The organism is Algibacter agarivorans (assembly GCF_039543245.1).
Classification (GTDB): domain Bacteria; phylum Bacteroidota; class Bacteroidia; order Flavobacteriales; family Flavobacteriaceae; genus Algibacter_G; species Algibacter_G agarivorans.
This window is the reverse complement of sequence record NZ_BAABJJ010000009.1, coordinates 73,035-98,811: the sequence shown is the minus strand read 5'-3', so window position 1 is coordinate 98,811 and position 25,777 is coordinate 73,035. Positions and strand designations below refer to the sequence as shown.

Annotated in this window: 29 protein-coding genes; 13 read left to right on the top strand and 16 right to left on the bottom strand. The window is 32.5% G+C overall.

The annotated features are described in order from the left end of the window. Positions 1-46: 46 nt before the first annotated feature. From ABD935_RS03250 to ABD935_RS03240, 3 genes are read right to left on the bottom strand one after another with little or no spacing between them, the layout of a single operon-like run. Positions 47-424: a transglutaminase N-terminal domain-containing protein gene (locus ABD935_RS03250; protein ID WP_345190146.1), complete on the bottom strand. Its 378-nt coding sequence runs from the start codon at positions 422-424 to the stop codon at positions 47-49. 8 nt (positions 425-432) lie between these two features. Next, positions 433-1,359, bottom strand: a complete 927-nt coding sequence (locus ABD935_RS03245; protein ID WP_345190145.1) for an alpha-E domain-containing protein — start codon at positions 1,357-1,359, stop codon at positions 433-435. Positions 1,360-1,377: 18 nt separating this feature from the next. Further along, positions 1,378-2,820 carry a circularly permuted type 2 ATP-grasp protein gene (locus ABD935_RS03240; RefSeq protein WP_345190144.1) on the bottom strand — a complete coding sequence of 481 codons (1,443 nt, stop codon included), beginning with the start codon at positions 2,818-2,820 and terminating at the stop codon, positions 1,378-1,380. A 230-nt stretch (positions 2,821-3,050) separates the two neighbouring features. Between ABD935_RS03240 and ABD935_RS03235 the strand changes: the two genes are divergently transcribed. The 3 genes from ABD935_RS03235 to ABD935_RS03225 all read left to right on the top strand — a co-directional run bounded on the left by ABD935_RS03235 (position 3,051) and on the right by ABD935_RS03225 (position 5,566). Next, the gene (locus ABD935_RS03235) at positions 3,051-3,617 is read left to right on the top strand and encodes an RNA polymerase sigma factor (protein ID WP_345190143.1); all 567 of its coding nucleotides are present in this window, start codon (positions 3,051-3,053) and stop codon (positions 3,615-3,617) included. After that, positions 3,604-4,368 (top strand): hypothetical protein, encoded by a 765-nt coding sequence (locus ABD935_RS03230; protein ID WP_345190142.1) that lies wholly within the window; start codon positions 3,604-3,606, stop codon positions 4,366-4,368. Before ABD935_RS03235 ends, ABD935_RS03230 begins: the two co-directional genes overlap by 14 nt. A gap of 115 nt (positions 4,369-4,483) precedes the next feature. After that, the gene (locus tag ABD935_RS03225; protein WP_345190140.1) at positions 4,484-5,566 is read left to right on the top strand and encodes a hypothetical protein; all 1,083 of its coding nucleotides are present in this window, start codon (positions 4,484-4,486) and stop codon (positions 5,564-5,566) included. A 73-nt stretch (positions 5,567-5,639) separates the two neighbouring features. Here ABD935_RS03225 and ABD935_RS03220 read toward each other — a convergent pair whose 3' ends face one another. The 7 genes from ABD935_RS03220 to rsfS all read right to left on the bottom strand — a co-directional run bounded on the left by ABD935_RS03220 (position 5,640) and on the right by rsfS (position 11,716). Continuing rightward, entirely contained in the window at positions 5,640-6,821 is a 1,182-nt protein-coding gene (locus ABD935_RS03220) for a DUF6786 family protein (protein ID WP_345190139.1), read from the bottom strand. A 38-nt stretch (positions 6,822-6,859) separates the two neighbouring features. Beyond that, positions 6,860-7,126, bottom strand: coding sequence for an acyl-CoA-binding protein (locus ABD935_RS03215; protein WP_345190149.1), 267 nt, complete (start codon positions 7,124-7,126; stop codon positions 6,860-6,862). Further along, the gene (locus ABD935_RS03210; RefSeq protein WP_345190138.1) at positions 7,119-7,775 is read right to left on the bottom strand and encodes a phosphatidylserine decarboxylase family protein; all 657 of its coding nucleotides are present in this window, start codon (positions 7,773-7,775) and stop codon (positions 7,119-7,121) included. The genes ABD935_RS03215 and ABD935_RS03210 overlap by 8 nt, the downstream gene beginning before the upstream one ends. Beyond that, positions 7,765-8,586, bottom strand: a complete 822-nt coding sequence (locus ABD935_RS03205; RefSeq protein WP_345190137.1) for a phosphatidate cytidylyltransferase — start codon at positions 8,584-8,586, stop codon at positions 7,765-7,767. The genes ABD935_RS03210 and ABD935_RS03205 overlap by 11 nt, the downstream gene beginning before the upstream one ends. Position 8,587: 1 nt before the next feature. Next, complete coding sequence (locus ABD935_RS03200; protein ID WP_345190135.1) at positions 8,588-9,196, bottom strand: LUD domain-containing protein; 609 nt, start codon at positions 9,194-9,196, stop codon at positions 8,588-8,590. Between the two features lie 132 nt (positions 9,197-9,328). Next, a complete protein-coding gene (gene ftsH / locus ABD935_RS03195) occupies positions 9,329-11,335 on the bottom strand; it encodes an ATP-dependent zinc metalloprotease FtsH (protein ID WP_345190134.1) in 2,007 nt (668 codons plus the stop codon). A gap of 9 nt (positions 11,336-11,344) precedes the next feature. Continuing rightward, a complete protein-coding gene (gene rsfS, locus ABD935_RS03190) occupies positions 11,345-11,716 on the bottom strand; it encodes a ribosome silencing factor (RefSeq protein WP_345190132.1) in 372 nt (123 codons plus the stop codon). Positions 11,717-11,809: 93 nt separating this feature from the next. Between rsfS and ABD935_RS03185 the strand changes: the two genes are divergently transcribed. Beyond that, on the top strand, positions 11,810-12,541 hold the full coding sequence (locus ABD935_RS03185; RefSeq protein ID WP_345190131.1) for a biotin--[acetyl-CoA-carboxylase] ligase: 732 nt from the start codon (positions 11,810-11,812) through the stop codon (positions 12,539-12,541). Between the two features lie 20 nt (positions 12,542-12,561). Here ABD935_RS03185 and ABD935_RS03180 read toward each other — a convergent pair whose 3' ends face one another. Both ABD935_RS03180 and pyrE read right to left on the bottom strand, forming a co-directional pair. Continuing rightward, complete coding sequence (locus ABD935_RS03180; protein ID WP_345190130.1) at positions 12,562-12,957, bottom strand: SRPBCC family protein; 396 nt, start codon at positions 12,955-12,957, stop codon at positions 12,562-12,564. A gap of 90 nt (positions 12,958-13,047) precedes the next feature. Beyond that, entirely contained in the window at positions 13,048-13,692 is a 645-nt protein-coding gene (pyrE, locus tag ABD935_RS03175; RefSeq protein WP_345190129.1) for an orotate phosphoribosyltransferase, read from the bottom strand. A gap of 132 nt (positions 13,693-13,824) precedes the next feature. On the opposite strand from pyrE, the gene ABD935_RS03170 reads away from it, so the two are divergent. The 3 genes from ABD935_RS03170 (at position 13,825) to ABD935_RS03160 (ending at position 16,685) form a co-directional block, all read left to right on the top strand. Further along, on the top strand, positions 13,825-14,406 hold the full coding sequence (locus tag ABD935_RS03170; RefSeq protein ID WP_345190128.1) for an NUDIX hydrolase: 582 nt from the start codon (positions 13,825-13,827) through the stop codon (positions 14,404-14,406). A 193-nt stretch (positions 14,407-14,599) separates the two neighbouring features. Then, a complete protein-coding gene (locus ABD935_RS03165; RefSeq protein ID WP_345190127.1) occupies positions 14,600-14,959 on the top strand; it encodes a hypothetical protein in 360 nt (119 codons plus the stop codon). A gap of 112 nt (positions 14,960-15,071) precedes the next feature. After that, a complete protein-coding gene (locus tag ABD935_RS03160; protein WP_345190126.1) occupies positions 15,072-16,685 on the top strand; it encodes a SulP family inorganic anion transporter in 1,614 nt (537 codons plus the stop codon). Between the two features lie 456 nt (positions 16,686-17,141). Here the strand turns inward: ABD935_RS03160 and ABD935_RS03155 are convergent, their stop codons facing one another. From ABD935_RS03155 to ABD935_RS03145, 3 genes are all read right to left on the bottom strand, one after another. Then, a complete protein-coding gene (locus ABD935_RS03155; protein ID WP_345190125.1) occupies positions 17,142-18,680 on the bottom strand; it encodes a phospholipase D family protein in 1,539 nt (512 codons plus the stop codon). 11 nt (positions 18,681-18,691) lie between these two features. Continuing rightward, positions 18,692-19,147 (bottom strand): pantetheine-phosphate adenylyltransferase, encoded by a 456-nt coding sequence (gene coaD / locus ABD935_RS03150; RefSeq protein WP_345190124.1) that lies wholly within the window; start codon positions 19,145-19,147, stop codon positions 18,692-18,694. 122 nt (positions 19,148-19,269) lie between these two features. After that, positions 19,270-20,250 carry a D-alanine--D-alanine ligase gene (locus ABD935_RS03145; RefSeq protein ID WP_345190122.1) on the bottom strand — a complete coding sequence of 327 codons (981 nt, stop codon included), beginning with the start codon at positions 20,248-20,250 and terminating at the stop codon, positions 19,270-19,272. 326 nt (positions 20,251-20,576) lie between these two features. On the opposite strand from ABD935_RS03145, the gene ABD935_RS03140 reads away from it, so the two are divergent. The 4 genes from ABD935_RS03140 (at position 20,577) to ABD935_RS03125 (ending at position 24,073) form a co-directional block, all read left to right on the top strand. After that, the gene (locus ABD935_RS03140; protein WP_345190121.1) at positions 20,577-21,134 is read left to right on the top strand and encodes a PASTA domain-containing protein; all 558 of its coding nucleotides are present in this window, start codon (positions 20,577-20,579) and stop codon (positions 21,132-21,134) included. A 2-nt stretch (positions 21,135-21,136) separates the two neighbouring features. After that, on the top strand, positions 21,137-22,174 hold the full coding sequence (locus ABD935_RS03135; protein WP_345190120.1) for an RluA family pseudouridine synthase: 1,038 nt from the start codon (positions 21,137-21,139) through the stop codon (positions 22,172-22,174). Between the two features lie 405 nt (positions 22,175-22,579). Beyond that, a complete protein-coding gene (gene yaaA, locus ABD935_RS03130; protein WP_345190119.1) occupies positions 22,580-23,338 on the top strand; it encodes a peroxide stress protein YaaA in 759 nt (252 codons plus the stop codon). A gap of 6 nt (positions 23,339-23,344) precedes the next feature. Beyond that, the gene (locus tag ABD935_RS03125) at positions 23,345-24,073 is read left to right on the top strand and encodes a hypothetical protein (protein ID WP_345190118.1); all 729 of its coding nucleotides are present in this window, start codon (positions 23,345-23,347) and stop codon (positions 24,071-24,073) included. Between the two features lie 2 nt (positions 24,074-24,075). Here ABD935_RS03125 and ABD935_RS03120 read toward each other — a convergent pair whose 3' ends face one another. After that, positions 24,076-24,210 (bottom strand): 30S ribosomal protein THX, encoded by a 135-nt coding sequence (locus ABD935_RS03120; RefSeq protein ID WP_345190117.1) that lies wholly within the window; start codon positions 24,208-24,210, stop codon positions 24,076-24,078. 169 nt (positions 24,211-24,379) lie between these two features. Here ABD935_RS03120 and ABD935_RS03115 point away from each other — a divergent pair, with 169 nt between their 5' ends. Together ABD935_RS03115 and tnpA are read left to right on the top strand one after the other, a co-directional pair. Then, positions 24,380-25,084 carry a uracil-DNA glycosylase family protein gene (locus ABD935_RS03115; RefSeq protein ID WP_345190116.1) on the top strand — a complete coding sequence of 235 codons (705 nt, stop codon included), beginning with the start codon at positions 24,380-24,382 and terminating at the stop codon, positions 25,082-25,084. Between the two features lie 94 nt (positions 25,085-25,178). Continuing rightward, complete coding sequence (gene tnpA / locus ABD935_RS03110; RefSeq protein ID WP_345190114.1) at positions 25,179-25,589, top strand: IS200/IS605 family transposase; 411 nt, start codon at positions 25,179-25,181, stop codon at positions 25,587-25,589. The last annotated feature ends 188 nt before the right edge of the window (positions 25,590-25,777 follow it).

Below are 25,777 nucleotides of genomic sequence, written 5' to 3'. Positions count from 1 at the left end.
TGCACCACAAAGGTAACTTTGCGGAACAAATTTCCCTTTCTCTTTTTTAATCGTTTAGGACGCTATTGTTTTTGTATTTTAAATAATCAATAAATTCTGGTTTGTGTTTTATTCGTTTTAATTCTTCCCATTGTTCGTGAACAGGTTTTAAATCATTAGGATATATTTTTTCTTTGGTTGTAACTTCAATCTCAGAAATGATGGAAAGAAAATTATGTGGTTCTAAAATCATAAAAGTACCCACTGTATTATCAAAAAAATCGGTATAGGTTTCTATTATAGGGTTTTTATTAATGCTTAAAGTATGGGAAGCCACAATTTGAAACTCATCCTGTATAGGGTGTAACATGATTTGATTGGCACCATCTATTATCAAATTACTATAACTATACTTAGTAAGATGTTTAATGAAAAATGTTGGCATTAGTTTAGTTAATTAACATTAGAAAAGTAAACGGTATTAATACTAAAAGAAATATTTTTAATATCTTCTTTTATGCCTTTAATAAAATTATCAAGGCCTTGGTCATTGATACTATCAATAGTAGTGTATTTTATTGTGCTTTCAAGTTTTCCAAGTAAAAATTCAATATTATTTTTTTCAAGTTCGCCAGTTTCTATTAATAAATTCACATGTCTATTTAATTTATTAATACAATAATAAACGGATCGTGGAAACAAGGTGTCTTGAAATATCATGGTTATAATATGGTCTTCCTTAAAAGATGATTTATGCTTTTTTAGATATAACTGATAGCCACCAATAGAAAGTAATAAATTTTTCCAATAGAAACTTTGCTCTAAACTATCTGATGTTTTTGCAATTTCAATAAGTTTCATGGCAGTAAAATCTGAAATTTGAAGAACTCGTTCTAAATATTTACCAATAGTCATAAAGAAATATGCTGGACCACGTTCTAGAGTAATTTCTATATTGCCATAAAATTTTAAATGAAAGTCTAAAAGATTATCTAAAAAAACAAGTGGATCTTCTTCTTTAAGTTTTTCACGTAGGTCTTTTTTTGTAAGAAATAGATAATAGCTATTAATGCATAACCATAATTCTTTAGAGATGTGCTCTTGCACACTTCTAGCATTTTCTCTAGCCTTAGTAACTATATTTAAAATAGAGTTGGGATTATTAATGTTAAACACCATGAAATCAATACATTCAATGGCGTCTTCAGTGTAAAACGTATTATCAGCTCTTGTATAATTTTTAATAATAGGCGACCATGAAAATAATTCTGGAGAGTCTTGATTCGCATAAAAATTCACTTTAAGTAAACTTAAAATTCCATTTCCTCTCTCCATATATCTATCTAACCAAATTAGATTATTTGCAACTCTACTTAACATTTTTTATGTTTTTTAGTTTTATTGAATCACCCAAGTATCTTTACTACCGCCACCTTGCGAACTGTTAACTACTAAGGATCCCTTTTTTAATGCCACTCTGGTAAGTCCCCCAGGTGTAATATCAATACCGTCTTTTCCAGAAAGCGCAAAAGGCCTTAGGTCTATACAGCGTGGAGATAGTTTGCCATCAATACAACATGGGGCTGTTGATAACCTTAAAATGGGCTGTGCTATAAAATTATCTGGATTTTTTCTAACGTTTTCAAGGTAGTCTTTAATTTCTTCATCCGAGGCTTCATGCCCCATTAACATGCCATAACCACCACTACCATCAGTTTTTTTAATAACCATGTCTTTAATATGTTTAGCCACATGGTCATACTCATCAGGTTTTCCTAATTGATAGGTTTCAATATTCTTTAAAATGGGGTCTTCTTCTAAATAATATTTAATCATATCAGGCACATAAATATAGATGGCTTTATCATCAGCAATACCGGTGCCTGGTGCATTTACAATGTTTACATTACCTTTTCTATAGGCAGCCATAATACCGGCAACGCCTAATGTACTCGACGCGTTAAATTCTAAGGGGTCTAAAAATTCGTCATCAACGCGTCTATAAATAACATCAACCCGTTTTAGACCATTGGTAGTTTTCATAAAAACAAAATGGTCTTTTACCACCAAATCACTTCCTTCTACTAATTCAATACCCATAAGCCGTGCTAAAGTTGTGTGTTCATAATAAGCCGAATTGTAAATGCCAGGAGTTAGTAATACTATGTTAGGGTCGTTTTGGTCAGAAAGCTCTTTAAGTTTATTATACAATAAATTAGGGTAATTTGCTACAGGTCTTATTTGGTTCTTGGATAAAACTCCTGGGAATATACGTTTAGAAATTTCTCTATTTTCAAGCATATAACTCACTCCTGAAGGTGTTCTTAAATTGTCTTCAAGTACATAAAACTCTCCGTCATTATTTCTAATCAAATCAACTCCTGCAATATGAACATAGATATCATGAGGTACTTTTACCCCTTTCATTTGTCTTAAAAAATTAGGACAAGAATAAATTAATTCGGCAGGAATAATGCCATCGTTAATAATGAATTGATCATGATAAATATCTTTAATAAAAAGGTTGAGTGCCTTTATACGCTGTTTAATACCTTTATCAATTTTCTCCCATTCAAATGCTGTTAATATTCTGGGAACAATATCAAAAGGAAATATTTTTTCAATACCTTCATTGTTATTATATACTGTAAATGTAACTCCTTGATTCATAAATAATTGTTTGGAAAGTTCTTCTTTTTTAAAGAGAATCTCCGGTGATGTACTTCGTAGATATTCATTGATAATATCATATTGAGAACGTATGTCTGAATCAATGCTATACATTTCGTCCCAAGTATTTGGAAGTAAATCATAAGAAGAAAATAAGTGTTTATTGTTCATAGTATCACTTTTCATAAATGTAGTAATATTTTAAGTAATTTTCAACGAATTATGATAATTGCTGTAAATTAATCAATGATTTATAATTTTTATTGATAATAATTTTAAATTTAATTATTTTTTATGTTTTAAATTGTGATTTTTATAGTTTCAATAAAAAATAAATCATTAGGCAACCTTTTGCATAAAATTTGCGTCTTTATAAATAGAGTACCAATTAAAATCATTTTTTGAAAGTTATTCAACTCCATAAAAACGAATCAGCATTGATTAAAAAAGCGATTAAAAATAATCGTGAAGCGCAACATGTATTGTTTGAAATGCATGCGCCAAAAATGTTAAGTATTTGCAGGTATTATACAAAAGATATTCAGCAGGCCGAAGAAGCTATGCTTAACGGGTTCTTTAAAGTGTTTTCTAATTTAAAGAGTTTTAAAAACAAAGGCAGTTTTGAAGGTTGGATAAGGCGCATTATGGTAAGGGAGTCTATTTCGTTTTTACGACAGCAAAAAAAAATTGAGTTCTCTATTGAAGATATAACGATTAAACATAATTATACCAATAACATAAATACCAATATTGAAGTTGCAGATATACAACGACTAATAGATACCTTGCCAGAGGGGTATAAAATGGTGTTTATAATGTACGCTATTGAAGGGTATAAGCATCATGAAATTGCAGATTTGCTAGACATTACAGCGGGCACATCAAAATCGCAGTTATTTAAAGCACGTAAAATGCTTCAAGAAAAAATTAAAAAATTAAATAAAACTTCAGACTATGGCACCAATTAAATTTGAAGAACATATAAAGGAAAAGCTTGATAAAAGGTCTTTAAAGCCATCAGCAGATGCTTGGAATATATTGTCAAAGCGATTAGATAATCAAGATAAAAATAACAAAACCTATTGGTGGATTGGTATAGCAGCAAGTATTATTGGGGTTTTGTTAGTGGTTTCTCAATTTTTAAATAATGATGTAGTTTTTGAGGAAATACCAAAAATAGTCGTGACTCCAGAGGTTGTTCAGCAAGAAGAAACCATTAAAATTATTTCAGAACATATTGGAGAAAAAGGCTTGAACACGATTGAAAAGGTAAATAATATTGATAAAGCTGAAACCATTGAGAAATCAAAACCTGAAAAATTAGTAAACAAAAACAGGATAAAAGGCACCGTAACAAAAGTTGTTGAGGGAAAAACGAATTCAAAGGAAAAAGATATTCAAATGGGCTTAATTGAGTTGCCAAAAGAAAATCTAACGTTTGAAGATCAAAGAATACAAAATATTGTTGCCCAAGTACAAGCATTGAAAGCTGATAATAAAAATGTTACAGATGAAGACATTGATGCATTGTTAATTGAAGCGCAAAAAGAAATACGATTAAATAAACTAATTAATGAAACTACCGGTGTGGTTGACGCTGATTATTTGCTTCAAGACGTTGAAGCAGAGTTAGATAAGTCATTCAGAAGTAAGGTTTTTGAAGCCTTAAGATCAAGTTACAATTCGGTAAAAACTGCTGTAGCGCAACGTAACGATTAATTTTTATACACCTGTAAAAGCAGGAATCTCATCATTGAAAACTCACATTTGAATTTATAAAAAATCATCAAATCAATCTTTAATAAATGCCCATTATGGGCAAAAACGAACAGTTATGCAAACAATTATTAAGTATTTAGTGCTACTAATACTAGCTTTGAGCGTGCAATTAATCAATGCACAATACACGATTCAAAATGTGAATAACAAAGATAAAATCGAAGAATTAAAAGCTAAAAAAGAAGATATTAGAAATGATGAACGAAATTTTTTGAAAGAAAAAGTTGAAGCTATTAATAAACAGTTATATAATGGTGAAGTTACTACTGAAGAAGCTCAAAAACTTAAAAAAGAGGCTGCTAAAAAACATGCCTTAAATATTGAGAATCGTATTATCATTTTAGAAAATAAAATATCTTTATTAAACAGAAATCCGGATAGGTCTTCATCCGATGAGGATAAAATGATGTTTAGAATAGGTGGAAGTGAAGATGGTGATACTAGCTTTGTTTATTTTGGAAAACAAGAGGATGATAAACCAAAAAACAGAAAGTATGATAGGCGTACTTCAAGCGATTTCGTTTTAGCCTTTGGATTAAACAATGCCATCGTTGAAGGAAAAAAACTTGACGATTCACCATATAAGTTTGGCGGTTCACGGTTTCTTGAAATAGGTTGGGCATGGAAAACACGCGTTTTTAATAATGCTAATTTTTTACGCTTTAAATATGGTTATTCCATTCAAATAAATGGGTTAAAGCCCGATAAAAATGCCTATTTTGCACAACAAGGCAACCAAACAGTTTTAGAAGAGTTTCCTGAAGATCTTAAAAAATCAAAATTATCAATGACCAACTTAGTGTTTCCAATGCATTTTGAGTTCGGTCCTTCAAAACGAATAGATAAGGATACGTATTTTAGGTATTCAACCGATAATAAATTTAAAATAGGTGTTGGTGGTTATGCGGGTTTTAATATTGGTACACGTCAGAAACTAAAATACGAATTAGACGGCGAACGTATTAAAGACAAGCAAAAACGCGGTTTTAACACGTCTAATTTAGTTTATGGATTAAGTGCTTATTTAGCGTTTGATGATACAGCACTTTATATAAAATATGATTTGTCTCCTATTTTTAAAGATCAGATTATAGATCAGAATAATATTTCTTTAGGTATACGCTTTGATATGGATTAGTCGAAACTTAAAAATAGCCAAAGCAGCATTTTTTTCTCTTAAATGTCAAGTTGCCGTTATCGAAAAAGGTTAACTAGTCCAAATAACAATCTTTTAAATCAATACCTAAAAGTGTTTTAGACAGTTCATTTAGTTTATGTTCATCACCCGAGAAATGGTAGACACTATGCCAGTGTTTTAATGTATCTGTTTTTGGTTGTAATTCTCGCATTGAGGATGTGGATTCTAGCTCGAAAAAGCTGTGTTTGTTGGTAGGAGAGTAATCCATTGGTCCATCATTGTATATTGGGATAACTTCGCCTTTATACGGGGTTTTTTGTTTGGTAACATATGAGTTAGCATATAAACTATCATTGGTTTCCAAATACTGTACAATGGTTAATCTTTTTTTGTCTTTCGTATAGCAGCCATATACGGAAGGTGCTAAGCTTTTAGGGATTCCAATTTTACTTCGGTATTTACCATCTGCCTTAAATAATAGAATATTAGAGTTTTTAATTTGCAATCTATTTGCATCTAGGTCCCCCATGTACTTATAGATGCTATCAAGTGATGATGCCTTTTTTAAAGGGATAATAACTGTGGTATTATCTGTGCCCACAAACATATTTGCGCTCCATAGTGATACCAAACCAGTTTGTTTGTACCATGAACTTAATCCTTTGTTTACTAAACTATGAGTGGTTTTATAAGCTACATGTTTTATGCTTTCATCAAAATTTATTGATAGTTTGTTTTTAATTTCAGACTTATCTAAAATACTTATCTTTCTATTGATTTTTAAGTTAAAAGTTGTTCCTAAATGGTTTATAAGCTTCATGCCTTTTGTCATTGTAACTGAGGTTTCGTTTTTATTTGTAATTTCAAATTCACCATTAGCAATGGCATCCGGTACCTTCCAGTTATTTTCGTCTAAGGGATTTATGTTTTGATAATAAAAGGAATATTGCCCCCCCAATGGACCTAACCAAAGACGTTCTTCTCCTCCAATATTTTGTAAATTTATCAAAGACTCTTTCTTATTTATCCAGCCATTAGATATTCCGTCTATTCCATTAAAAGAGCTGGTTAAAATTCTGCCTTGTAATTCTGGCACTATAGAAATTCTAGAATTACCGTAATTAGTTGTTAGTTCAATAACTTTGGTGTGTGTCTTTACCAAGTTAATGTTGTTTTTGTAATTGTCTTTTAGATAGTTATAGTTGTTGCAATTAAAAAGAAAAAAAGATGCTAGAAGATAAAAGAAGTATTTCATTTTAATTATTTATCATTCTAATCTTCTAAGAAGATTTGTTATGTTCTATATAAAAAATAATTATTTACCAAATCTATATACTCTTGTTTGGCTTCATCTTCGCTAATATTTTTTACCTGAAATAAAGCATTAGTTTTAAAGGCGTTTATAATAGGCTTCTTGCTTTTAGGTTTGCTGTAATTGTTTGTTGCCTTTTTATAGTATGCATAAAGCTTTAAAAGCGTGTCTGCAGGAAAGGGTTCGTTGTGTGCATTTACCCGATCTACAGCTTGTTGGAATTCTATGTCTATAGCGTTATCACCCATTAATTTCTGCAATAATACTTTCTCCCCCACGAACTTTCTGATTCAATACCACTTTAATATTAGTATCTAAAGGTAAAAATAAATCTACTCTAGAACCAAACTTTATAAATCCAGATTCACTACCTTGAGATGCTTTATCGTTAAGTTTTGCATAGTTTACAATACGTCTTGCAAGTGCTCCCGCAATTTGTCTGTGTAGCACTTTACCATAAGTTTCGTTTTCTACAACTACTGTAGTTCGCTCATTTTCTTCACTCGCTTTAGGATGCCATGCTACTAAATATTTACCAGGGTGGTATTTGCTAAAAATAACATTGCCAGCAATCGGGTAGCGGGTAACGTGAACATTCAGTGGCGACATAAATACACTAACCTGTAAACGTTTTTCTTTAAAATATTCTTTTTCAAAAACTTCTTCAATAACCACCACTTTACCATCTACAGGAGATACTACTTGTTTGTTGTTTGGAACGGTATTTCGTTTTGGGTTTCTAAAAAACTGAAGAATTAAAATCAAAAACGCCAATAATACAATCATAATGACAGTTCTAAGCCATGTAATAGCTATAAGATTATCAGCTAATAGGATGCATCCAACAACAATAATAAGTGTTGTGATTATAATTTTATGACCTTCTTTATGAAACATAATGTAAAATTCTTAAAAATAAATATATAAATGGTGCTGCAAAAATAATGCTATCTAATCTATCCAATAAACCACCATGCCCAGGCATGATTGCTCCACTATCTTTAACGTTTGCTTGTCTTTTAAACTTAGATTCTATTAAGTCCCCTAATGTGCCAAAAACACTAATTATAATACTTAATATTAGCCAGCTTGTGAAGCTTAATGTTTCGGTAAAGGTAGCGATAAAATAACTTGCTACACATGAAAAAAACAAACCGCCAAGGAAACCTTCAATAGTTTTTTTAGGTGAAATTTTTTCAAAAAGCTTCTGTTTTCCAAAGTTTTTACCAACTAAATAGGCAAAAGAATCATTTACCCAAACTAAAACGAAAGCACCAAGCAATATATCAGGTTTGTAATCTTCATAATAATTTGCAATCAAGATTAAAAAAACAAAAGCGCTTGATAGGTAGAATGTTGTGAGTAAAAATCGTTTGGTAGCAAAAAGTGGTATAGCTTTTTCAGAAAATAAATCCTTTATTAAAAATAGCTCAACAAAAATAGAAAGTACTAAAAGTATCTGTGTAGCTTCGCTTAAGCCCGTGTTAGTATTTAAAATAGATTGCCAATAGCCGAAAACTGCATATAAGGCAATGAAAATTAAATAGGGGATATAGCTTTTAAGCTGGATGAGTTTTTTGAATTCACCCATACATATTAAGCCAAACACAAAAAATAGTGCGCTAAGTAGTTGTTCAAAACATAAACAAACAAGCAATAAAACAACATAGATTAAACCAGAAAGTGATCGGGTAAGCGTTTCTTTCATTCTATAAATCTTCAAAAAGCAACAAATATAGGTTTTTTGCGCTACTTCCATAACTCAAAAAATCTTTTTCATCACCAGATTTAAAATGTTTTATGGTTGTAATATTAGTTGGGATTTTTTGTCTGTTATTAGATTTTATACCACGTAGACCTTCACCTATATTTTCTACAATTTGACTCGTTGTAGCGAATACAATAAAGTTAAAAGGTAATTCATGTAGTTTTTTTTCAAAAATTTGTTTCGATGAGATAAGTAAAGAGCCATCGTTGGCAATTAAGTTTTCACAAGTAGTTAAGAAAAAAGTAGATTCACTTATCTTTTTAGTTGGGAGTAAATTAGAATTTTTAAACTTATCCTTTAAATTGTCATCAAGTAATAATACCTGCTCTTCTTCCCAATCATTTTCAGCAAGGATATAATCTAAATTAGTGTAAACTTCAGTTAAATTTTCGCAATACAAGAACTTTCCGCCATTAGCCTTAAAGTTTATAGTAAACCTTTCGTCTATTGGTAGTTTTACTTCTGGCATATATTTACCTCTGTCGTCAGATTTTAATTCTTCTTCTGAACGGTCAGATTTGGAGCCAAATATTTTTCTAAAAAGACTCATTTAATTTATTGCTAATGAGAGGTTTTTTTTGAGTTTTATCAAATATAAAAAATCTTAAATTAACCTTACGATTAATTTAAGATTTTTACTAAAAGCTTAACATTTATGATGTGTTGTGCTTTCGCTTTCAAGTTATTCTTCAATAGTTTCGTTTGCTTCTTTTGGTTTTACACTTTCTTCTTTAGGTTTCTCAGTATCTACTTTTGGTTTTTCAGCTTCTTCTTTTTCAAAAGGACGTTTTCCAAATATTTTTTCAAGATTATCTTTAAAAATAACCTCTTTTTCAAGAAGTACTTCTGCAAGTTGTGTAAGTTTGTCTTTGTTGGCTTCAAGCAATTTTATAGCACGTTTATATTGCTTTTCAATAATATCTGAAATTTCTTTATCAATCAATTCTGCAGTCTGCTCGCTGTATGGCTTTGTGAAACCATATTCGTTTTGCCCTGAAGAATCATAATAGGTTAAATTCCCAACCTTATCGCTAAGACCATAAATGGTAACCATAGCTCTAGCTTGTTTGGTTACTTTCTCTAAATCGCTTAATGCACCAGTAGATATTTTATTGAAAATCACTTTTTCTGCAGCACGACCACCAAGTGCAGCACACATTTCATCTAGCATTTGTTCTGGTCTAACAATTAGACGTTCTTCTGGCAGGTACCAAGCGGCACCTAAAGAGCGACCACGAGGCACAATAGTGACTTTTACCAATGGCGCTGCATGTTCTAACATCCAACTTGTAACAGCATGACCAGCTTCATGAAAAGCAACAGCGCGTTTTTCGCTAGGTGTGATGATTTTGTTTTTCTTTTCTAGACCACCAATAATTCTATCAACTGCATCAAGAAAATCTTGTTTGTCAACAGCTTTTTTTCCGTTTCTAGCTGCAATTAAAGCAGCTTCATTACAAACATTAGCAATATCGGCACCAGAAAAACCAGGGGTTTGTTTAGATAAGAAATCTAAATCTAAATTCTTAGCTTTTTTTAGAGGCCTTAAATGTACTTCAAATATTTCTTGACGTTCTCGAACATCTGGTAAATCAACAAAGATTTGTCTATCAAAACGTCCTGCACGCATTAAGGCTTTGTCTAAAATGTCGGCTCTATTTGTTGCAGCAATCACAATAACGTTTGTGTTTGTGCCAAAACCATCCATTTCAGTTAATAATTGGTTTAAAGTGTTTTCACGCTCATCATTACTTCCTGACATGGCATTTTTTCCTCTTGCACGACCAATGGCATCAATTTCATCTATAAAAATGATAGAAGGAGATTTTTCTTTTGCCTGTTTGAATAGATCTCTAACACGAGATGCACCGACACCTACAAACATTTCAACAAAATCTGAACCAGATAATGAAAAGAAAGGGACTTGAGCTTCGCCAGCTACCGCTTTTGCTAATAACGTTTTACCTGTTCCTGGAGGGCCTACAAGCAATGCGCCTTTTGGTATTTTACCACCAAGTGTCGTGTATTTTTCTGGAAACTTAAGGAAGTCTACGATCTCTTGAACTTCTTCTTTAGCGCCTTCAAGTCCTGCAACATCTTTAAAGCTTGTTTTAACCTCGGTATTTTGGTCAAAAAGTTTTGCTTTGGATTTTCCAATATTAAAAATCTGTCCTCCAGCACCTCCACCAGCACCTCCAGACATTCTACGCATAATGAAAATCCAAACGCCAATTAATAAGATAAAAGGAAGGATTCCCATCAATAAATTGCCCCAATCATTAGTTTCGGTATCAAACGTAACTACAGGTTTTACTGCAAGGTCCTTAGTGGTTTCATTTAGTTGATTTTCAAAATTTTGAAGATCTCCAAATTCAAATTTATAGTTCGGTAATTTCGTAGCAGAAGGTATAAAGGTTTGAGGTTTTGAGTTTTTATGAATCTCTTTTGCCTCGGCATCTTTAGTTAAATACACTTTTGCTACACGAGTATTTTTTACAATGTCAACTTTTTCAATATCACCATCTTCTAAATATTTAAAAAAGTCTGAAGGTGTTGTTAGATTACCCTCTTGGTAGCTTCCACTACTAAACAGTTGAAAACCTAAGAAAATAGCTATAAGTATTCCGTAAATCCAGTATGGACTAAATTTCGGTTTTTTATCTTTTATATTTTTTTTATCGTTTGCCATTTCGTTTTTTTAGTAACTAGTTTCTATAACTGTTGTTTTTGCATCACCCCAAAGGCTTTCAATATCATAATATTCTCTAATATGTTTTTGAAACACATGCACAACAACATTTACATAATCTATTAATACCCATTCTGCATTATCAAGACCTTCTGTGTGCCAAGGGTTGTCTTTAAGCGTTTTGCTTACCTTTTTTTGGATGGAGTTTACAATGGCGTTTACTTGTGTATTTGAAGTTCCTTCGCATATAATAAAGTAATCGCAAACCGTATTTTCAATATCTCTTAAATCTAGTATGTTTATTTCTTTACCTTTAACGTCTTCAATGCCACTAATTACTACTGATATTAATTGGTCTGAGCTTATTTTTTCTTTCGCCATTAAATTTATTTAATTTGTGCAAAGTTATTATTTTTTTAGTTCTTTATACTTTAAAATAATCATAAGATTTTAGAGCCTAAAAAGAACTTCAATATGCATATAATCAAACTTGATGCCACCGATTCTACTAATAGCTATTTGCGTAAGCTTAGTGCTAGTGAAACTGTGGATGATTATACCGCGATAATTACGGAAAAACAAACAGAGGGTAGAGGGCAAATGGGAACGATTTGGAGTTCTCAGTCGTCTAAAAACCTCACGTTTAGTGTCTTTAAGGATATGTCCGAATTTCAATTGGAACACCCTTTTTATATCAGTATAGTTACGGCTTTGGCCGTGTTGAAGACGCTTCAATTTTCTTCAATTTCTCGATTAAGTATCAAGTGGCCTAACGACATTTTGTCAGCAAACAAGAAAATTTGTGGTATTTTGATTGAAAATGTCATAAAGCAGAACAAAATTAATGCGTCTATTATTGGTATTGGCTTGAATGTAAATCAAACAGAATTCGAAAATTTACCTAAAGCATCATCATTAAAAATACTATCTGGCAAAGTTTATGATCTAAATGAATTAGCAATCGCTATTCTAAATAATTTAAAGGATTGTTTTTCATTGTTGAAAGACGGAAAGTACGATGTTTTAAAAGCTGAATATGAAACGCGTCTTTTTAGAAAAAATAAACCGTCAACATTTAAAGATGCAGAAGGTTTGATGTTTTCTGGTTTTATAAAAGGTATTTCCGATTCTGGAAATCTTCAAATATTGTTAGAAGATAATATTATAAAATCATTCGATTTAAAAGAAGTTTCATTGTTGTACTAACTAGTGTTTACTACTAGACCCTAAATAGCTTTAGGGATACTAGTAACAAGTGTTTCAATAAATTTAGTGATCGGCCCTTTTATCATCATCGCCATCATAGGATTGAAATCGCCAGTAAAATCAAGTTTTACATCGCTTGAAGCGGCATCTACTTCTGTAATATTTGCAATAAGTGAAAAATCTATTTTTCCTCCAGCAGCACCTAGAATAATTTTGTTTGGTGGGATAACTTCTTTCTTTTTAAGGATAATCTCTGGCATGCCTTTTAAAGCGAAAAGAAATTTGTCTTCACCTAAAACTTCAAATTTGCTAATGTTTTCAGGCATTAAAGATTCGAAATTTTTAACATCAGCTAAAAAGTTAAAAACATCTTCTGGCGATTTGCTAACACTAACTTTTGGGGATTCTAAATTCATAATGGTGTTTAAGTTATTATTTGTTAAGTTGATTGAAAATTTGTATCCGACTAAACGTCTTAACAACTCAAACAGCTTTACGTTAGTGTATCAATTAGCGTTCCATTCACTAGGATTAGTGTTCCACTCCAGTAATGTTTTTAATTCTTTTTCAGAAATATAATTGGTTTCTAAAGCTTCTTCAAGTAAGTTTTCGTAATTACTTAAAGTATTTAAGCGTATGTTTTCTTTTTCAAAATTTTTGGCTGCCACATCAAACCCATAAGTAAAAATGGCAACCATGCCTTTTACCTTTACGCCTGCTTCTTTCAATGCTTTTACTGCATTTAAACTGCTTTTTCCTGTGCTGATTAAATCTTCAACCACCACAACATTTTGTCCGCTTTCAATAAAACCTTCAATTTGGTTTTTACGGCCATGACCTTTAGCGTCTGGTCTTACGTAAATAAATGGTAACCCTAGGTATTCTGCAACCAGCATACCTATGCCAATGGCACCTGTGGCAACACCTGCTATAGCATCTGGTTTTCCATATTCTTTTTCAATATGTTTCCCCATGGTTTCGCGAATGTAATTACGGATAGGTGGAAAAGATAATACAATACGGTTGTCGCAATAAATAGGCGATTTCCAACCTGATGCCCAAGTAAACGGGGCTTTTGGGCTAAGTTTTATAGCATTAATTTGTAATAAAACTTCAGCGGTTTTTTTGGCGGTGTCTTTGTTAAAAATCATGTGAGCAAAATTACATATAAATTTAATTTTTTTTAGGAGTTGTTGATTATTAAAAATATTTTTTTCAACAATGTATAGTTTGTAACTAAAAATGATATTTTTACCATATCAAATTATTAATCATAACTAAGCATGTATAAAGTTTTTGTTGGAGATAAGCCAATGGTTTTAACTACTGTAGTAGAAAAAGAAACTAACTTTAAAAATTATTTGCTGAGTACGGCAAATATTGTGAAGATTATAAGAAAACTTAACACATCAGCTATAAGTGAAGCACGATTGATTCACAAAAATGAAGATAAGCTTTTAAAAAAGTTTTTAAAAAAATTACCCAATGTCATTGCTGGCGGCGGAAAAGTTTATAATGACAATGGCGAAATTTTGTTTATATACAGAAATGATAAATGGGACTTACCAAAAGGAAAAACAGAAGGTAAAGAAACTATTGAGGAAACAGCGCTTAGGGAAGTTAGTGAAGAAACAGGTGTTGCTGGATTACAAATTACTAAGCCTTTAGAAACTACATATCATATTTTTAAACGCAACGGACGTTATAAAATAAAAATAACCTATTGGTTTGAAATGAAAACCAGTTTTAATGGTAATTTATATGCCCAAGAAGAAGAGGGCATTACAAAAGTGGAATGGCTAAACAACGGGCAAGTTGAAAAGGCTTTAGGGAACTCTTATGCCAATATTAAGTCGTTGGTCTAATTTTGCTATTAAATAAGGTATAGTAAATATTCATCTTCATAAAATGAATACTTTCAAAACTACAATTTCTTTAGAAATAACTTTATAATTAACCTTTGTGTTAAATAAAATGATTGACTTGGGTTTGTAAGTGCTATTACACGTAATTATTTAGTCTGAATGTGTTGTTTAATGCTCTCATAGAACGATATTTATGAGAAGTTATAAGTTGTCATTTGGTACTATTGATATTCTGAAAAAGAACTTAGCTGAAGTTATAGTAGAAGAAGGTATTGTTATGGATGAAATTATGGTTGATGAATATCATGATTTTTTACTTACCAACCTTGAAGCACCATTTTCAGTTTTAATCAATAAAAAACATCCTTATAGTTATACTTTTGAAGCTCAAAAGCTTATTGGAAAGTTAAACGAGCTAAAAGCTATAGCAGTAGTAATTGGTACTAATGGTGGTTTAATGTCCACTGAAACCTTAATAGATATCAATAAGAATAGTAGTTGGAATATTAAAATATTTCAAAAAAGAGATGAAGCCTTATCTTGGTTAGAATAACGGAAGTGTTTAATTCCTTAAACGTTGTAGTATCAATGGAAAGTAAATTATAATCCTTCTAACTTGCACACCAACATATTAAGCGTAAATTTGCACCTTCAAAAAATAAACCATGACCGAATTTATTAGAAAGCGTGCAGCCAACGCAAAAAACGATATTTTAAGTGGAATAACTGTTGCGTTGGCCTTGGTTCCCGAAGCTGTAGCCTTTGCATTTGTTGCAGGTGTTGACCCTCTGGTTGGGTTATATGCAGCATTCATGATTGGTTTAATAACCTCTATTTTTGGTGGCCGTCCAGGTATGATTAGCGGAGCAACAGGAGCATTAGCGGTTGTTATGGTGAGTTTGGTTGCCGAAGGTAACGCTATGGGCGAAGCAAGCGAGCAGTTGGGCTTATATTATTTGTTTGCAACCGTTATTTTAATGGGAATTATACAAATGCTAGCCGGTGTTTTTAAACTCGGCAAGTTTGTGAGATTGATACCACACCCTGTAATGATGGGCTTTGTAAACGGATTGGCCATTGTGATTTTTTTATCACAATTGGGGATGTTTAAAGATGTAAATGGCGATTGGTTTTCAGGTAATCAACTATGGGTTATGCTAGGTTTAGTAGGTCTTACCATGGGAATTATGTTTGGGTTGCCAAAGCTTACTAAAAAATTACCCGAAGCTTTAATAGCTATTTTGGTAGTATCAGCAATTGCGATTTTTGGAAATATAGATGTCGCTACTGTTGGAAGTTTTATTCGTGATGGTGGAGGAGAAGGCTTAAAAGGAGGATTACCTCAATTTCAAACAGATATTTTTAGCAAAGTACCTTTTAACCTGCAAACTCTTAAGTTTATCTTTCCTTATGCTTTAATTCTAGCAGCCATTGGTTTAATTGAATCTTTAATGACCTTAAATTTAGTTGACGAGTTAACCGAAACTAGAGGTAACGCAAATAGAGAATGTTTAGCACAAGGTGGTGCCAATATTGTTACCGGATTTTTTGGAGGTATGGGCGGTTGTGCAATGATAGGGCAATCACTTATAAATATTAAAGGAGGAGGTAGAGGCAGACTTTCAGGTATTGTTGCTGCAGTATTACTGTTAATATTTATCCTTTTCGCATCCGGACTTATAGAGCAAGTACCTATTGCAGCACTAGTAGGTGTTATGTTTATGGTTGTTATCGGCACATTTGCTTGGAGTAGTTTCAGGATTCTTAATAAAATCCCTTTAAGCGATGTTATTGTTTTAATAGCGGTATCTGCATTAACGGTTATTTTCGATTTGGCAATTGCCGTAATCGCAGGTGTTATTATTAGTGCATTGGTGTTCTCTTGGGAAAACGCAAAACGCATTCGTGCTCGCAAGCGTTTACGAGAAGATGGTACTAAGATTTACGAAATTTGGGGGCCTTTATTTTTCGGTTCTATAATAGCTTTTAACGATAAGTTTGATATTAAAACCGATCCAGAACATGTTGAAGTAGATTTTGTTGAATCCAGAATAAGCGATCATTCCGCTATCGAAGCTATTTTCAGTTTAGTAGAAAAATACGAAGCAGCGGGTAAGAAGATTAAATTAAAACATTTAAGCGAAGATTGTAAAATACTGTTGTATAAATCAAACCCAAAGTTTAGAGAAGTAATTGTCGAAGATATTGACGACCCACGCTATCACCTAGCGGAAAACCCAGAGTCATTCACCAAAGGGCTTTCAGAATATAAGTTTTAGTTTTGATTTTTTGGGCGTTACCCCGAAAAGGGTCGGGCTTTACGATACAATCTTTTTAAAACGTCATTGCGAAGGAGGAACGACTGTGGCAATCTGTTAAATTTTAGTTCTTATCCATACTTTGTTTCTGTCAATTTTTAAAAAGGATTTCCACTTCAATCCCTAACGCATTTATTTGCTAACTTATTTTTATTTGAATGTTATTTTGTTTTTGTAAGGTTCGTTTAATGTTTTATATCCGACGTTACTGAAACAAGTTCAGCACATGTAAACGAAGGTAGCTGAAATTTTTTACAAAGTCAAGTAATGATCTAAATCGGTATTACAAATTTGTAAATGAGTAATATCGAAAGCCAAAAGAGATATTTGTAACCTCTTAAAGTTTCAAGCTTATTTCAAACTATTAATTTAAACGTACTCAAACTGAAAATTGCTATTGTTACTGAAAACTGCTATTTATAAAATCGATTTAGGGATTATTTTTCTAGTCCAAGTTTTTAAGCGTTTATAGTTGCTTACTTCAGAATCGGGATTGAAATCTAATGTAGTTTCCCAAGAGTTTTCGGGTTTAAATTCTATTTCCATGCCTTTTAAAACGCCATCAGACACTTTTTTAGACTCGACTATAACGATGCATTCTGTATTTAAGTTAGCACTTCTAGGGTCAAGATTGAAAGTGCCTATAACGGTCGTTTTTTTATCAATAACCATAGATTTTGCATGAAGCCCAAATATAGGTGCATACGCTAACTCTGCTTGTAGTTCTCCCGTCATTATTTTTTTTCGTTCGGCAGCGTCTGGTCTAAACTCAAATATTCGTACTCCAGTTTTTAATAAGTCTTCTCTATCCGTTTGATAGCTGCTAAAAGCTTCTAAATTGTCGGTCGATGCTAAACTATTGGTTAGTATTCTGATTTTTACGCCACGGTCAACAGCTTCTTTAAATAGATCTTGACTCAGTTTTGAGGTAATTAAATAAGGTGTTTGAATGGCAATTGATGATTTGGCGCTTTTAACTAAATCAATGAGTGCAGAAGTAGAAATGCCGCCACCACTTAAGCCATTTTGTCCATCATTTTTACCAGGCATATCAGAAATAAAATTAACATGGTCTAGCCAAACTAAATCGCCAGAATTTTTAATGGCATTAAATGTTTCTGGCAAATTTTCAATTCGTTTTCTTACTTGTGGCCAAAAATTTTCAGGATTGCAAGCATATTCATGAAGTTTATCAAACCTGTTTTTCTTAGGTGTATTTTTAGATTCATCTTCAACAACACGGGTAATATCTATGCTTAATTCACTATTCCAAAATGCATTAAAAGATTTCTTTACAGCTTTAGTTTCTTTGCCTATTAAAAGAATATCTCTATCTCTAAAATTATATTCATGGTCGTAATCAAAATACTCATCAGCAATGTTTCTGCCGCCTGTAATAACTACTTGGTCATCAACAATAAAGGTTTTGTTGTGCATCCTTTGGTTAGCAGATTTAAAATCTGTAGCAAATTTTCCAATTTTCTGAAAGATGTTTTTACCTAAATTAACTCCAGGATTATATATTTTAACCGAAATATTCTCATGAGAATTAAACGTTAATATATCTGATGCTTCAGCATCAACCATAATATCATCAACAATTATGCGCACTTTAACACCTCGGTCTGCTGCTCTTACTAAATAATCGCAAGCAATAAGCCCTACATTATCTGTTGAAAATATAAAGTATTGAATATCTATGGTTTTTTCAGCATATTCAGTTAGCCAAGCTCTTACAACCATGGAACCACTTCCATCTTCAAGTACATATACGCCAGTTTTGTCTTGCATTAAAGGCGTGAAATCTTCAAGTTCTTTAGAAAGCATCATACTTTCATTTCTGTGGATATTTGAGCAAAAATCTGTTTCAGTTTTTGAAGTTTTCTTATCAGTACAAGATGCTAATATAATTAGAGAGGCGAGAACATAAATCTTGAATTTTAGTTTAGATTTCATTCCATGAATTATTATTTCACCCTAACATTATCCGGAACCAACTTGGTGTAATCTCCATTGTTTCTAATCACATCGCGCACAATAGAAGACGCAATGTAAGACGTGCCGGCCGAGGTTAAAAGAAACACAGTTTCAATAGGGGCAAGGTCTCTGTTGGTATGAGCAATGGCTTTTTCAAATTCAAAATCTGCTGGATTTCTTAGTCCACGTAAAATGAATTCAACACCAATGTTTAAGCAGAAATTAACAGTAAGTCCTTTGTATATAACCACTTTTACTTTGGGTTCGTCTGCAAAAGCCTCTTCAATAAATGTTTTACGCTGATCAACGGTGAACATATATTTTTTATCGGCATTTACGCCTATGGCAACTATGATTTCGTCAAAAAGCGTAACGCCACGTTTTATAATATCATAATGTCCTAAAGTTAGTGGATCAAAAGACCCTGGAAATAATGCTCGTTTCATATGCTTCTCTTAATCTCCTTATTTCGACTGCGCTCAATACAGGCTCGGGGAGAAATTAAAATATTGTAAATATAAGATTCTAAAATTTATTATTCATAATTAGTTTCCCTCCTTTGGAGGGATTAAGGGAGGCTTTTCAAAGCTTCCTTAATAGCATTGTCAAACAATTCAGCTAAAGAAATATTTGCAGCGGCAGCTTGTTGTGGTAGAATGCTTTCTCTAGTCAATCCTGGAACGGTATTCATTTCAAGTAAATGAGGTTCACCATCTTTAAAAATAAATTCGCTTCTACTAAAACCTTTCATTTTTAAAACTTCGTAGACTTTTTTAGCTTCTCTATTTACTTTTTCTTCCTGTTCTTTGGTTAATCTAGCAGGTGTTATTTCTTGAGATTTTCCTAAATATTTTGCTTCATAATCAAAAAAATCATTTTCAGAAACTATTTCAGTAATTGGCAACACTTTGGTTTCACCTTTATAGGTAATCACGCCAACAGAAACTTCAGTCCCATCTAAAAACGATTCGATTATAATTTCATCATCTTCTTTAAAAGCAACATCAATGGCTTTTTGCAAATCGTCTTTTTTATGCACTTTGCTTATGCCAAAACTACTTCCGGCTTTATTGGCTTTAACAAAACAAGGCAAACCAACTTTAGCAATAATAGCATCTTCATTAATAGTGTCTCCAAGGTTTAAATAAAACGACTCTGCCGTTTTTATGCCGTAAGGTTTTAAAACACTTAAACAATCACGTTTGTTGAATGTTAAACTGGCTTGATACATGTCGCAACTGGTATGCGGGATATTCAACAGCTCAAAATAACCTTGCATGAAACCATCTTCTCCTGGCGAACCATGAATAGCATTGAAAACACAATCGAAAGTAACTTTGTAACTGCCTACATTTATTGAGAAATCATTTTTATCGATAGGGAATTCCATGTCGTCTTCATCAACATAAACCCATTTGTCTTTAAAGATGTGGATGCGGTAAGGCGTGTATTTTGACGTTTCCAACGTTTCAAAAACGACATTTCCACTTGTTAATGAGATTTTGTATTCGCTTGAATACCCTCCCATGATGATAGCAATATTTTTCATATATATTCTTTTGTCATTCCCTTGAAGAAGGGAATCTTTCTTTTAATTGGTGCAAACATGAACCTTAGTTCAATATCGTTTAAATGGAGTTATTCACCGTGTTAGGGATTGAGGCATTTGTTGAAGCTCCTCGCAGAGAGCGACTGCCAAAAGCCCGACCCTTGGGTAACGCCCAAACATTTAAACTTTAAAACTAATTCTGTGAACTTACAACCAAAAACCAACAATAAAACGTATCTATTATTAGTTAAGCTAAAATATCATATATATTGCAAAAGAAAAAACAGTTCTGTTTTTATATATTTGCCTAATTGAAAATTCTATAAATGAGCATCATTAAATTTCTTACCAGTAAAACCTTTTTTAAGCAAATTTTATTGGCAGTTGTGGCAGTAGTTGTTTTGTGTTTTATCCTTTTAAAGTGGTTAAATGTAACGACAAATCATGGCGATTTTGAAACTGTGCCAGAGCTTAAAGGAAAATCTATAAAAGTGGCAGAATTAGAATTAAAAGATAATAATCTGGTTATGAAAATTCAAGACTCCGCGAACTACAATCCAGATTATCCTAAGTTTTCGGTTATTGAGCAAGAGCCATTAGCGGGAACTAAAGTAAAGGAAAACAGAAAAATATATATCACGCTTAATCCATCGGGTTACAGGAAAATGAATATTCCAGAGAACCTAATAGATCAGACCTATAGACAGGTGAAACCAACCTTAGAAGCTTTAGGCTTTAAAGTAGGCGAAATAACTTATGTTGATAATATTGGAAAAGACATGGTATTAAAATTAACCCATAAAGGGAAAACGCTTAAAGCAGGTGATAAGTTGGCCAAAACCTCTATTATTGATTTGGTTCTTGGTAACGGCAACAGGCAGTAAATATGGACGACTATACACCGCAATTACCGGACGAAAACGATCTTTACGAGCACCACGCATTTACAGTAGATAAAGGGCAAGCGCCTTTGCGTATCGATAAATATTTAATGAATTTTGTTGAGAACGCTACACGAAGCAAAATTCAATCTGCAGCAAAAAACGGAAGTATTTTTGTTAATGATGTCGTTGTAAAATCTAATTATAAAGTAAAGCCTTTTGATAACATCAGAGTATTGTTTTCACACCCGCCATTCGAAAATTTATTGGTAGGTGAGGACATTGATATCGATGTCGTTTATGAAGATGACGATCTTTTAGTAGTCAATAAATCCCCTGGAATGGTTGTGCATCCAGGTCATGGAAATTATTCTGGAACATTAATAAACGCATTAATCCATAGGTTTGATAATTTACCAAATAACTCTAGCGAACGCCCAGGGTTGGTACATAGAATTGATAAAGATACCAGCGGACTTTTAGTAGTTGCTAAAACCGAAGAAGCCATGGCGCATTTATCGGCGCAGTTTGCCAATAAAACCAGTGAACGTGAATATGTTGCCCTAGTTTGGGGAAATATGGACGAAGAAGAAGGTACTGTTGAAGGCCATATAGGGCGCCACCCTAAAAACAGACTTCAAAATACTGTATTTCTTGACGATGAAGCCGAAAAAGGCAAACCCGCAGTAACCCATTATAAGGTTTTAGAGCGTTTGGGGTATGTTACTCTAGTGTCTTGCAAGTTAGAAACGGGGCGCACGCATCAAATACGTGTGCATATGAAACACATTGGGCATACGTTATTTAATGACGCACGTTACGGAGGCGAAAAGGTGTTAAAAGGTACCACTTTTACTAAATACAAGCAGTTTGTAGACAATTGTTTTAAAGTATTGCCAAGGCAAGCTCTACATGCTAAAACATTGGGTTTTGAGCACCCTACAACAGGTAAGTTTATGCAGTTTGATACCGAAATTCCAGACGATATGCAGCAGTGTATTGAAAAGTGGCGTAATTACACAAAGAATCAAGAGTTGAATTAGTTTTTTACCGTTTTCAGTTTGTCATGCTGAACTTGTTTCAACATCTCATCAAATTTTAATAATTAAATGTTATTTTACAAAAAGGCTGACAGGTAGGTCTTTTGGGGACTTCATAATGAGGATGAAGGACGAGACAATACTAGAAAATAGAAGGGGTGTTAATGTTTGAATGCATAACTAATTCTAGCAGATGGATTATTCACGCTATAACGATGTATTTTATTCACTATCAAATTCATAAATCTATAATTGTTTTTTCTGTTTTTAGCTTCAATCAAAAATGTTTATACCAATTCTAAGTCAAGAACATCAATTCGATTTATAGCCCTATTACAAATAATTCTAACCTTAAAGTTTTAAAGTAAAATAGTAATTGTAAATTTGAAATGAAAAAGTAAATTTTCTATGAAATTAGTATTATCTCCTGCAAAGTCGCTCAATTTTGAAAGCCCGCTGCCAACCACTCAGCATACAGAATCTGTTTTTTTGCCACAATCAGAACGTATTAATAAACTGCTTAAAAGTAAATCGGCAAAAAGTTTGTCAAAACTCATGAGTATCTCTGATGCTTTGGGGCAATTAAACCATCAGCGTAATCAAGAATGGGAACTACCTTTTAATCCAGAAAATGCACGACCTGCCGTATATGCTTTTAATGGCGATGTGTACCGTGGTTTGGATGCTTACACCATTCCACAAGACAAAATAGAAACCCTTCAAAACACCGTACGGATTCTTTCTGGTTTATACGGTTTGCTAAAACCAACCGATTTAATACAACCATATCGTTTAGAAATGGGAACAAAATTAAAAGTTGGTGCGAAAAAGAATCTTTACGAATTCTGGAAAAAAGATATTACCAAAGCCTTAAACGAAGAACTTGAAGATGATGAGTTATTCTTAAACCTAGCCAGTAACGAGTATTTTAAAGCTGTAGATACAAAAGCCTTAAAAGTTCCCGTGATAACCGCTAATTTTAAAGACTTTAAAAACGGTAACTATAAAGTGATTTCGTTTTTTGCAAAAGCAGCTCGTGGCATGATGGCGCGTTATATTGTTGATACTAATGCAAAAACCTTAGACGATTTAAAAGGCTTTAATTATGAAGGTTATAATTTTAGCGAGCCTATGAGCAGCGAAACAGAGTTGATTTTTATTAGATAGGTTTATATGTACTATTATTTAATCATTGCCTTACAAGCCTATTGTTTATATCACCTATATACCCATAGAAATGCTTACTATTGGTGGTTTGTAATTCTTTTTTTAGGACCTATAGGATGTATTATTTATTTAATCACCCAAGTTTATAATAAGCGTGACGCTGAAAAAATTAGCAATGACATTGCACAGGTTATTAATCCAACAATAAAAGTTAGGGATTTAGAAAAGCGGTTAGAATTTTCAGAATCCTATCAAAATCGAGTAAATCTTGCTGATGCATATTTAGAAATTAAAGATTATAACCATGCCATTGAGCAATATTTAGAAGCTTTAGAGGATCGATCCCAAAATAATTATTATGTGACCAAGCAGTTAATTGAAGCTTATTTTAATATTGAAGATTGTGACAAGGTTGTTTTTTATGCTGAAAAAATTAAAAATCATCCAGAATTTAAAAAATCTAGAACACAGTTTTTATACGGATTAGCCTTGGAACGTCTAGGTAAAATGGAAAATGCAGAAACCAATTTAAGACAAATTGATATAAGATACTCGTTTTATGAAGAGCGACTCATATTAGCCAAATTTCTGCTGAGTATAAAAAAAGATGAAGATGCTAAAGAAATTTTAAATGATGTCTATGCCGAATCAAATCATATGACTAAACCAAACAAACGTATTTATAGAACAACCATCATAGAAGTTGAGAAACTTTTAAAAGAGCTAGATAGTTAATGCTATTTCACTTTCGCCTTATTGCCAATGCCTATTTTAGTTTCAATGGAACGTCTTTTTTTTACTCTAGGTCGTCTAGCACCAAAAGTGCCTCTGTTTATTTTACCACGTTTTGTTTTTTTATCGCCTTTTCCCATAATTTTAAGTTTTATTTGATACATTCATAAAATACAAAAATAATGTGGTTTGGTATAACTTAGAGTAACTGAATTTTCTAAAATTACTGTCATTCCTTAGAAGTTCGGAATCCATATTTAAATTACGTTCTAATTAATACGACCCCTGCCTTTGCTAGGAATGACAACTATGTTCAAACACAAACATCCATACAAACCATTTATTCAAAAGGATACCACAAAACTTATTGTTGGTACTTTACCACCACCAAGATTTTCTACTAGGGAACTTTTAGAAAAGGACGTAGATTTTTGCTATGGAAGTTATTATAATTCACTTTGGTTATTTCTCGATAAAATTCATAATTTGAATTTACGGTATGATAATTCTAATGAGGCTATTGAAGAACGGAAAGCATTTTTTATTAAAAATAAAATAGGGGTTTGTGATATTGTTGAAAGTGCTGAACGCGATAAAATTGATGCCTCAGATTTAGGAATGAAAAACATCAAACTTAGAGATGTTATTGGTTATTTAGAGCAATATCCAAACATAGACACCCTTTTGTTTACCGGGGGAAACAGTAAAAATGGTCCGGAGTATTTTTTTAGAAGACATTTAAAAACCTATAATTTAAAATTGGAATTGGTTTCTAATGAAGTGCCACGAATACATAAATTTGAACTACCTGTTAGATTGATTACTTCTACTGCGCCAAGCACAAGCTCCATTGGAGCCTCAAATAAAATAATAAAAACGGTTTCTTTAACCTCAGGATCTGGAGCTGCAAATATTTCAATAAGTAGAATACCACTTTATAAACAACTCAAGGCTAAAAACCCTAAATTTAATACTTTCGATTTTCGAGTGATGCAGTATCGCGAGTTCTTTTAAATTTATTTCTCATTGAAAAACCACCGTCTTTGACGGTGGTCATGTTTTAAAGGCTCTGCCATTTTTTAGCTTTGCCCATCTAAAACTTTTTAAGATGAGTAAATATAGAAAATTAACGCATGAGTATTACAAATGTGACTATCACATTGTCTTCACGCCCAAGTATCGTTTTCAGATACTTGAGGGAATGGTCAAATCATTGGTTGAGCATGATTTGCAATTAATCAGTACATGGAAAGATGTTCAAGTCATTGAATTGAATGTTCAAAAAGACCACATCCACTTGGTTTGTTCAATACCGCCAAAGGTTTCCGTTTCAGAATATATGGGTATATTGAAAGGAAAGATGGCCATCAAACTTTTTAAAACCTATCCAAATTTAAAGCAGAAACCTTACTGGGGCAATCATTTTTGGTCAAGAGGTTATTTTGTAAGTACAGTAGGCTTAGATGAAGCTATGATAAGACGATATGTAAAATATCAGGAGCATCATGATTCAAAATGAGTGTTATGACCCTTTGGGTCTAATCTGAAAACCAAAGCCACCGTTTTTAACGGTGGTTTTTTACTGTGCTCAAAAAGATTACTTTTAGTTTTGTTTTTAATTTGGCAATAGTAGTTAACTATTGAGAAATGTTTTATTTTGTATTACATTTACGGTCTAATACCAATTCTGTATTGAAATTACTGTAA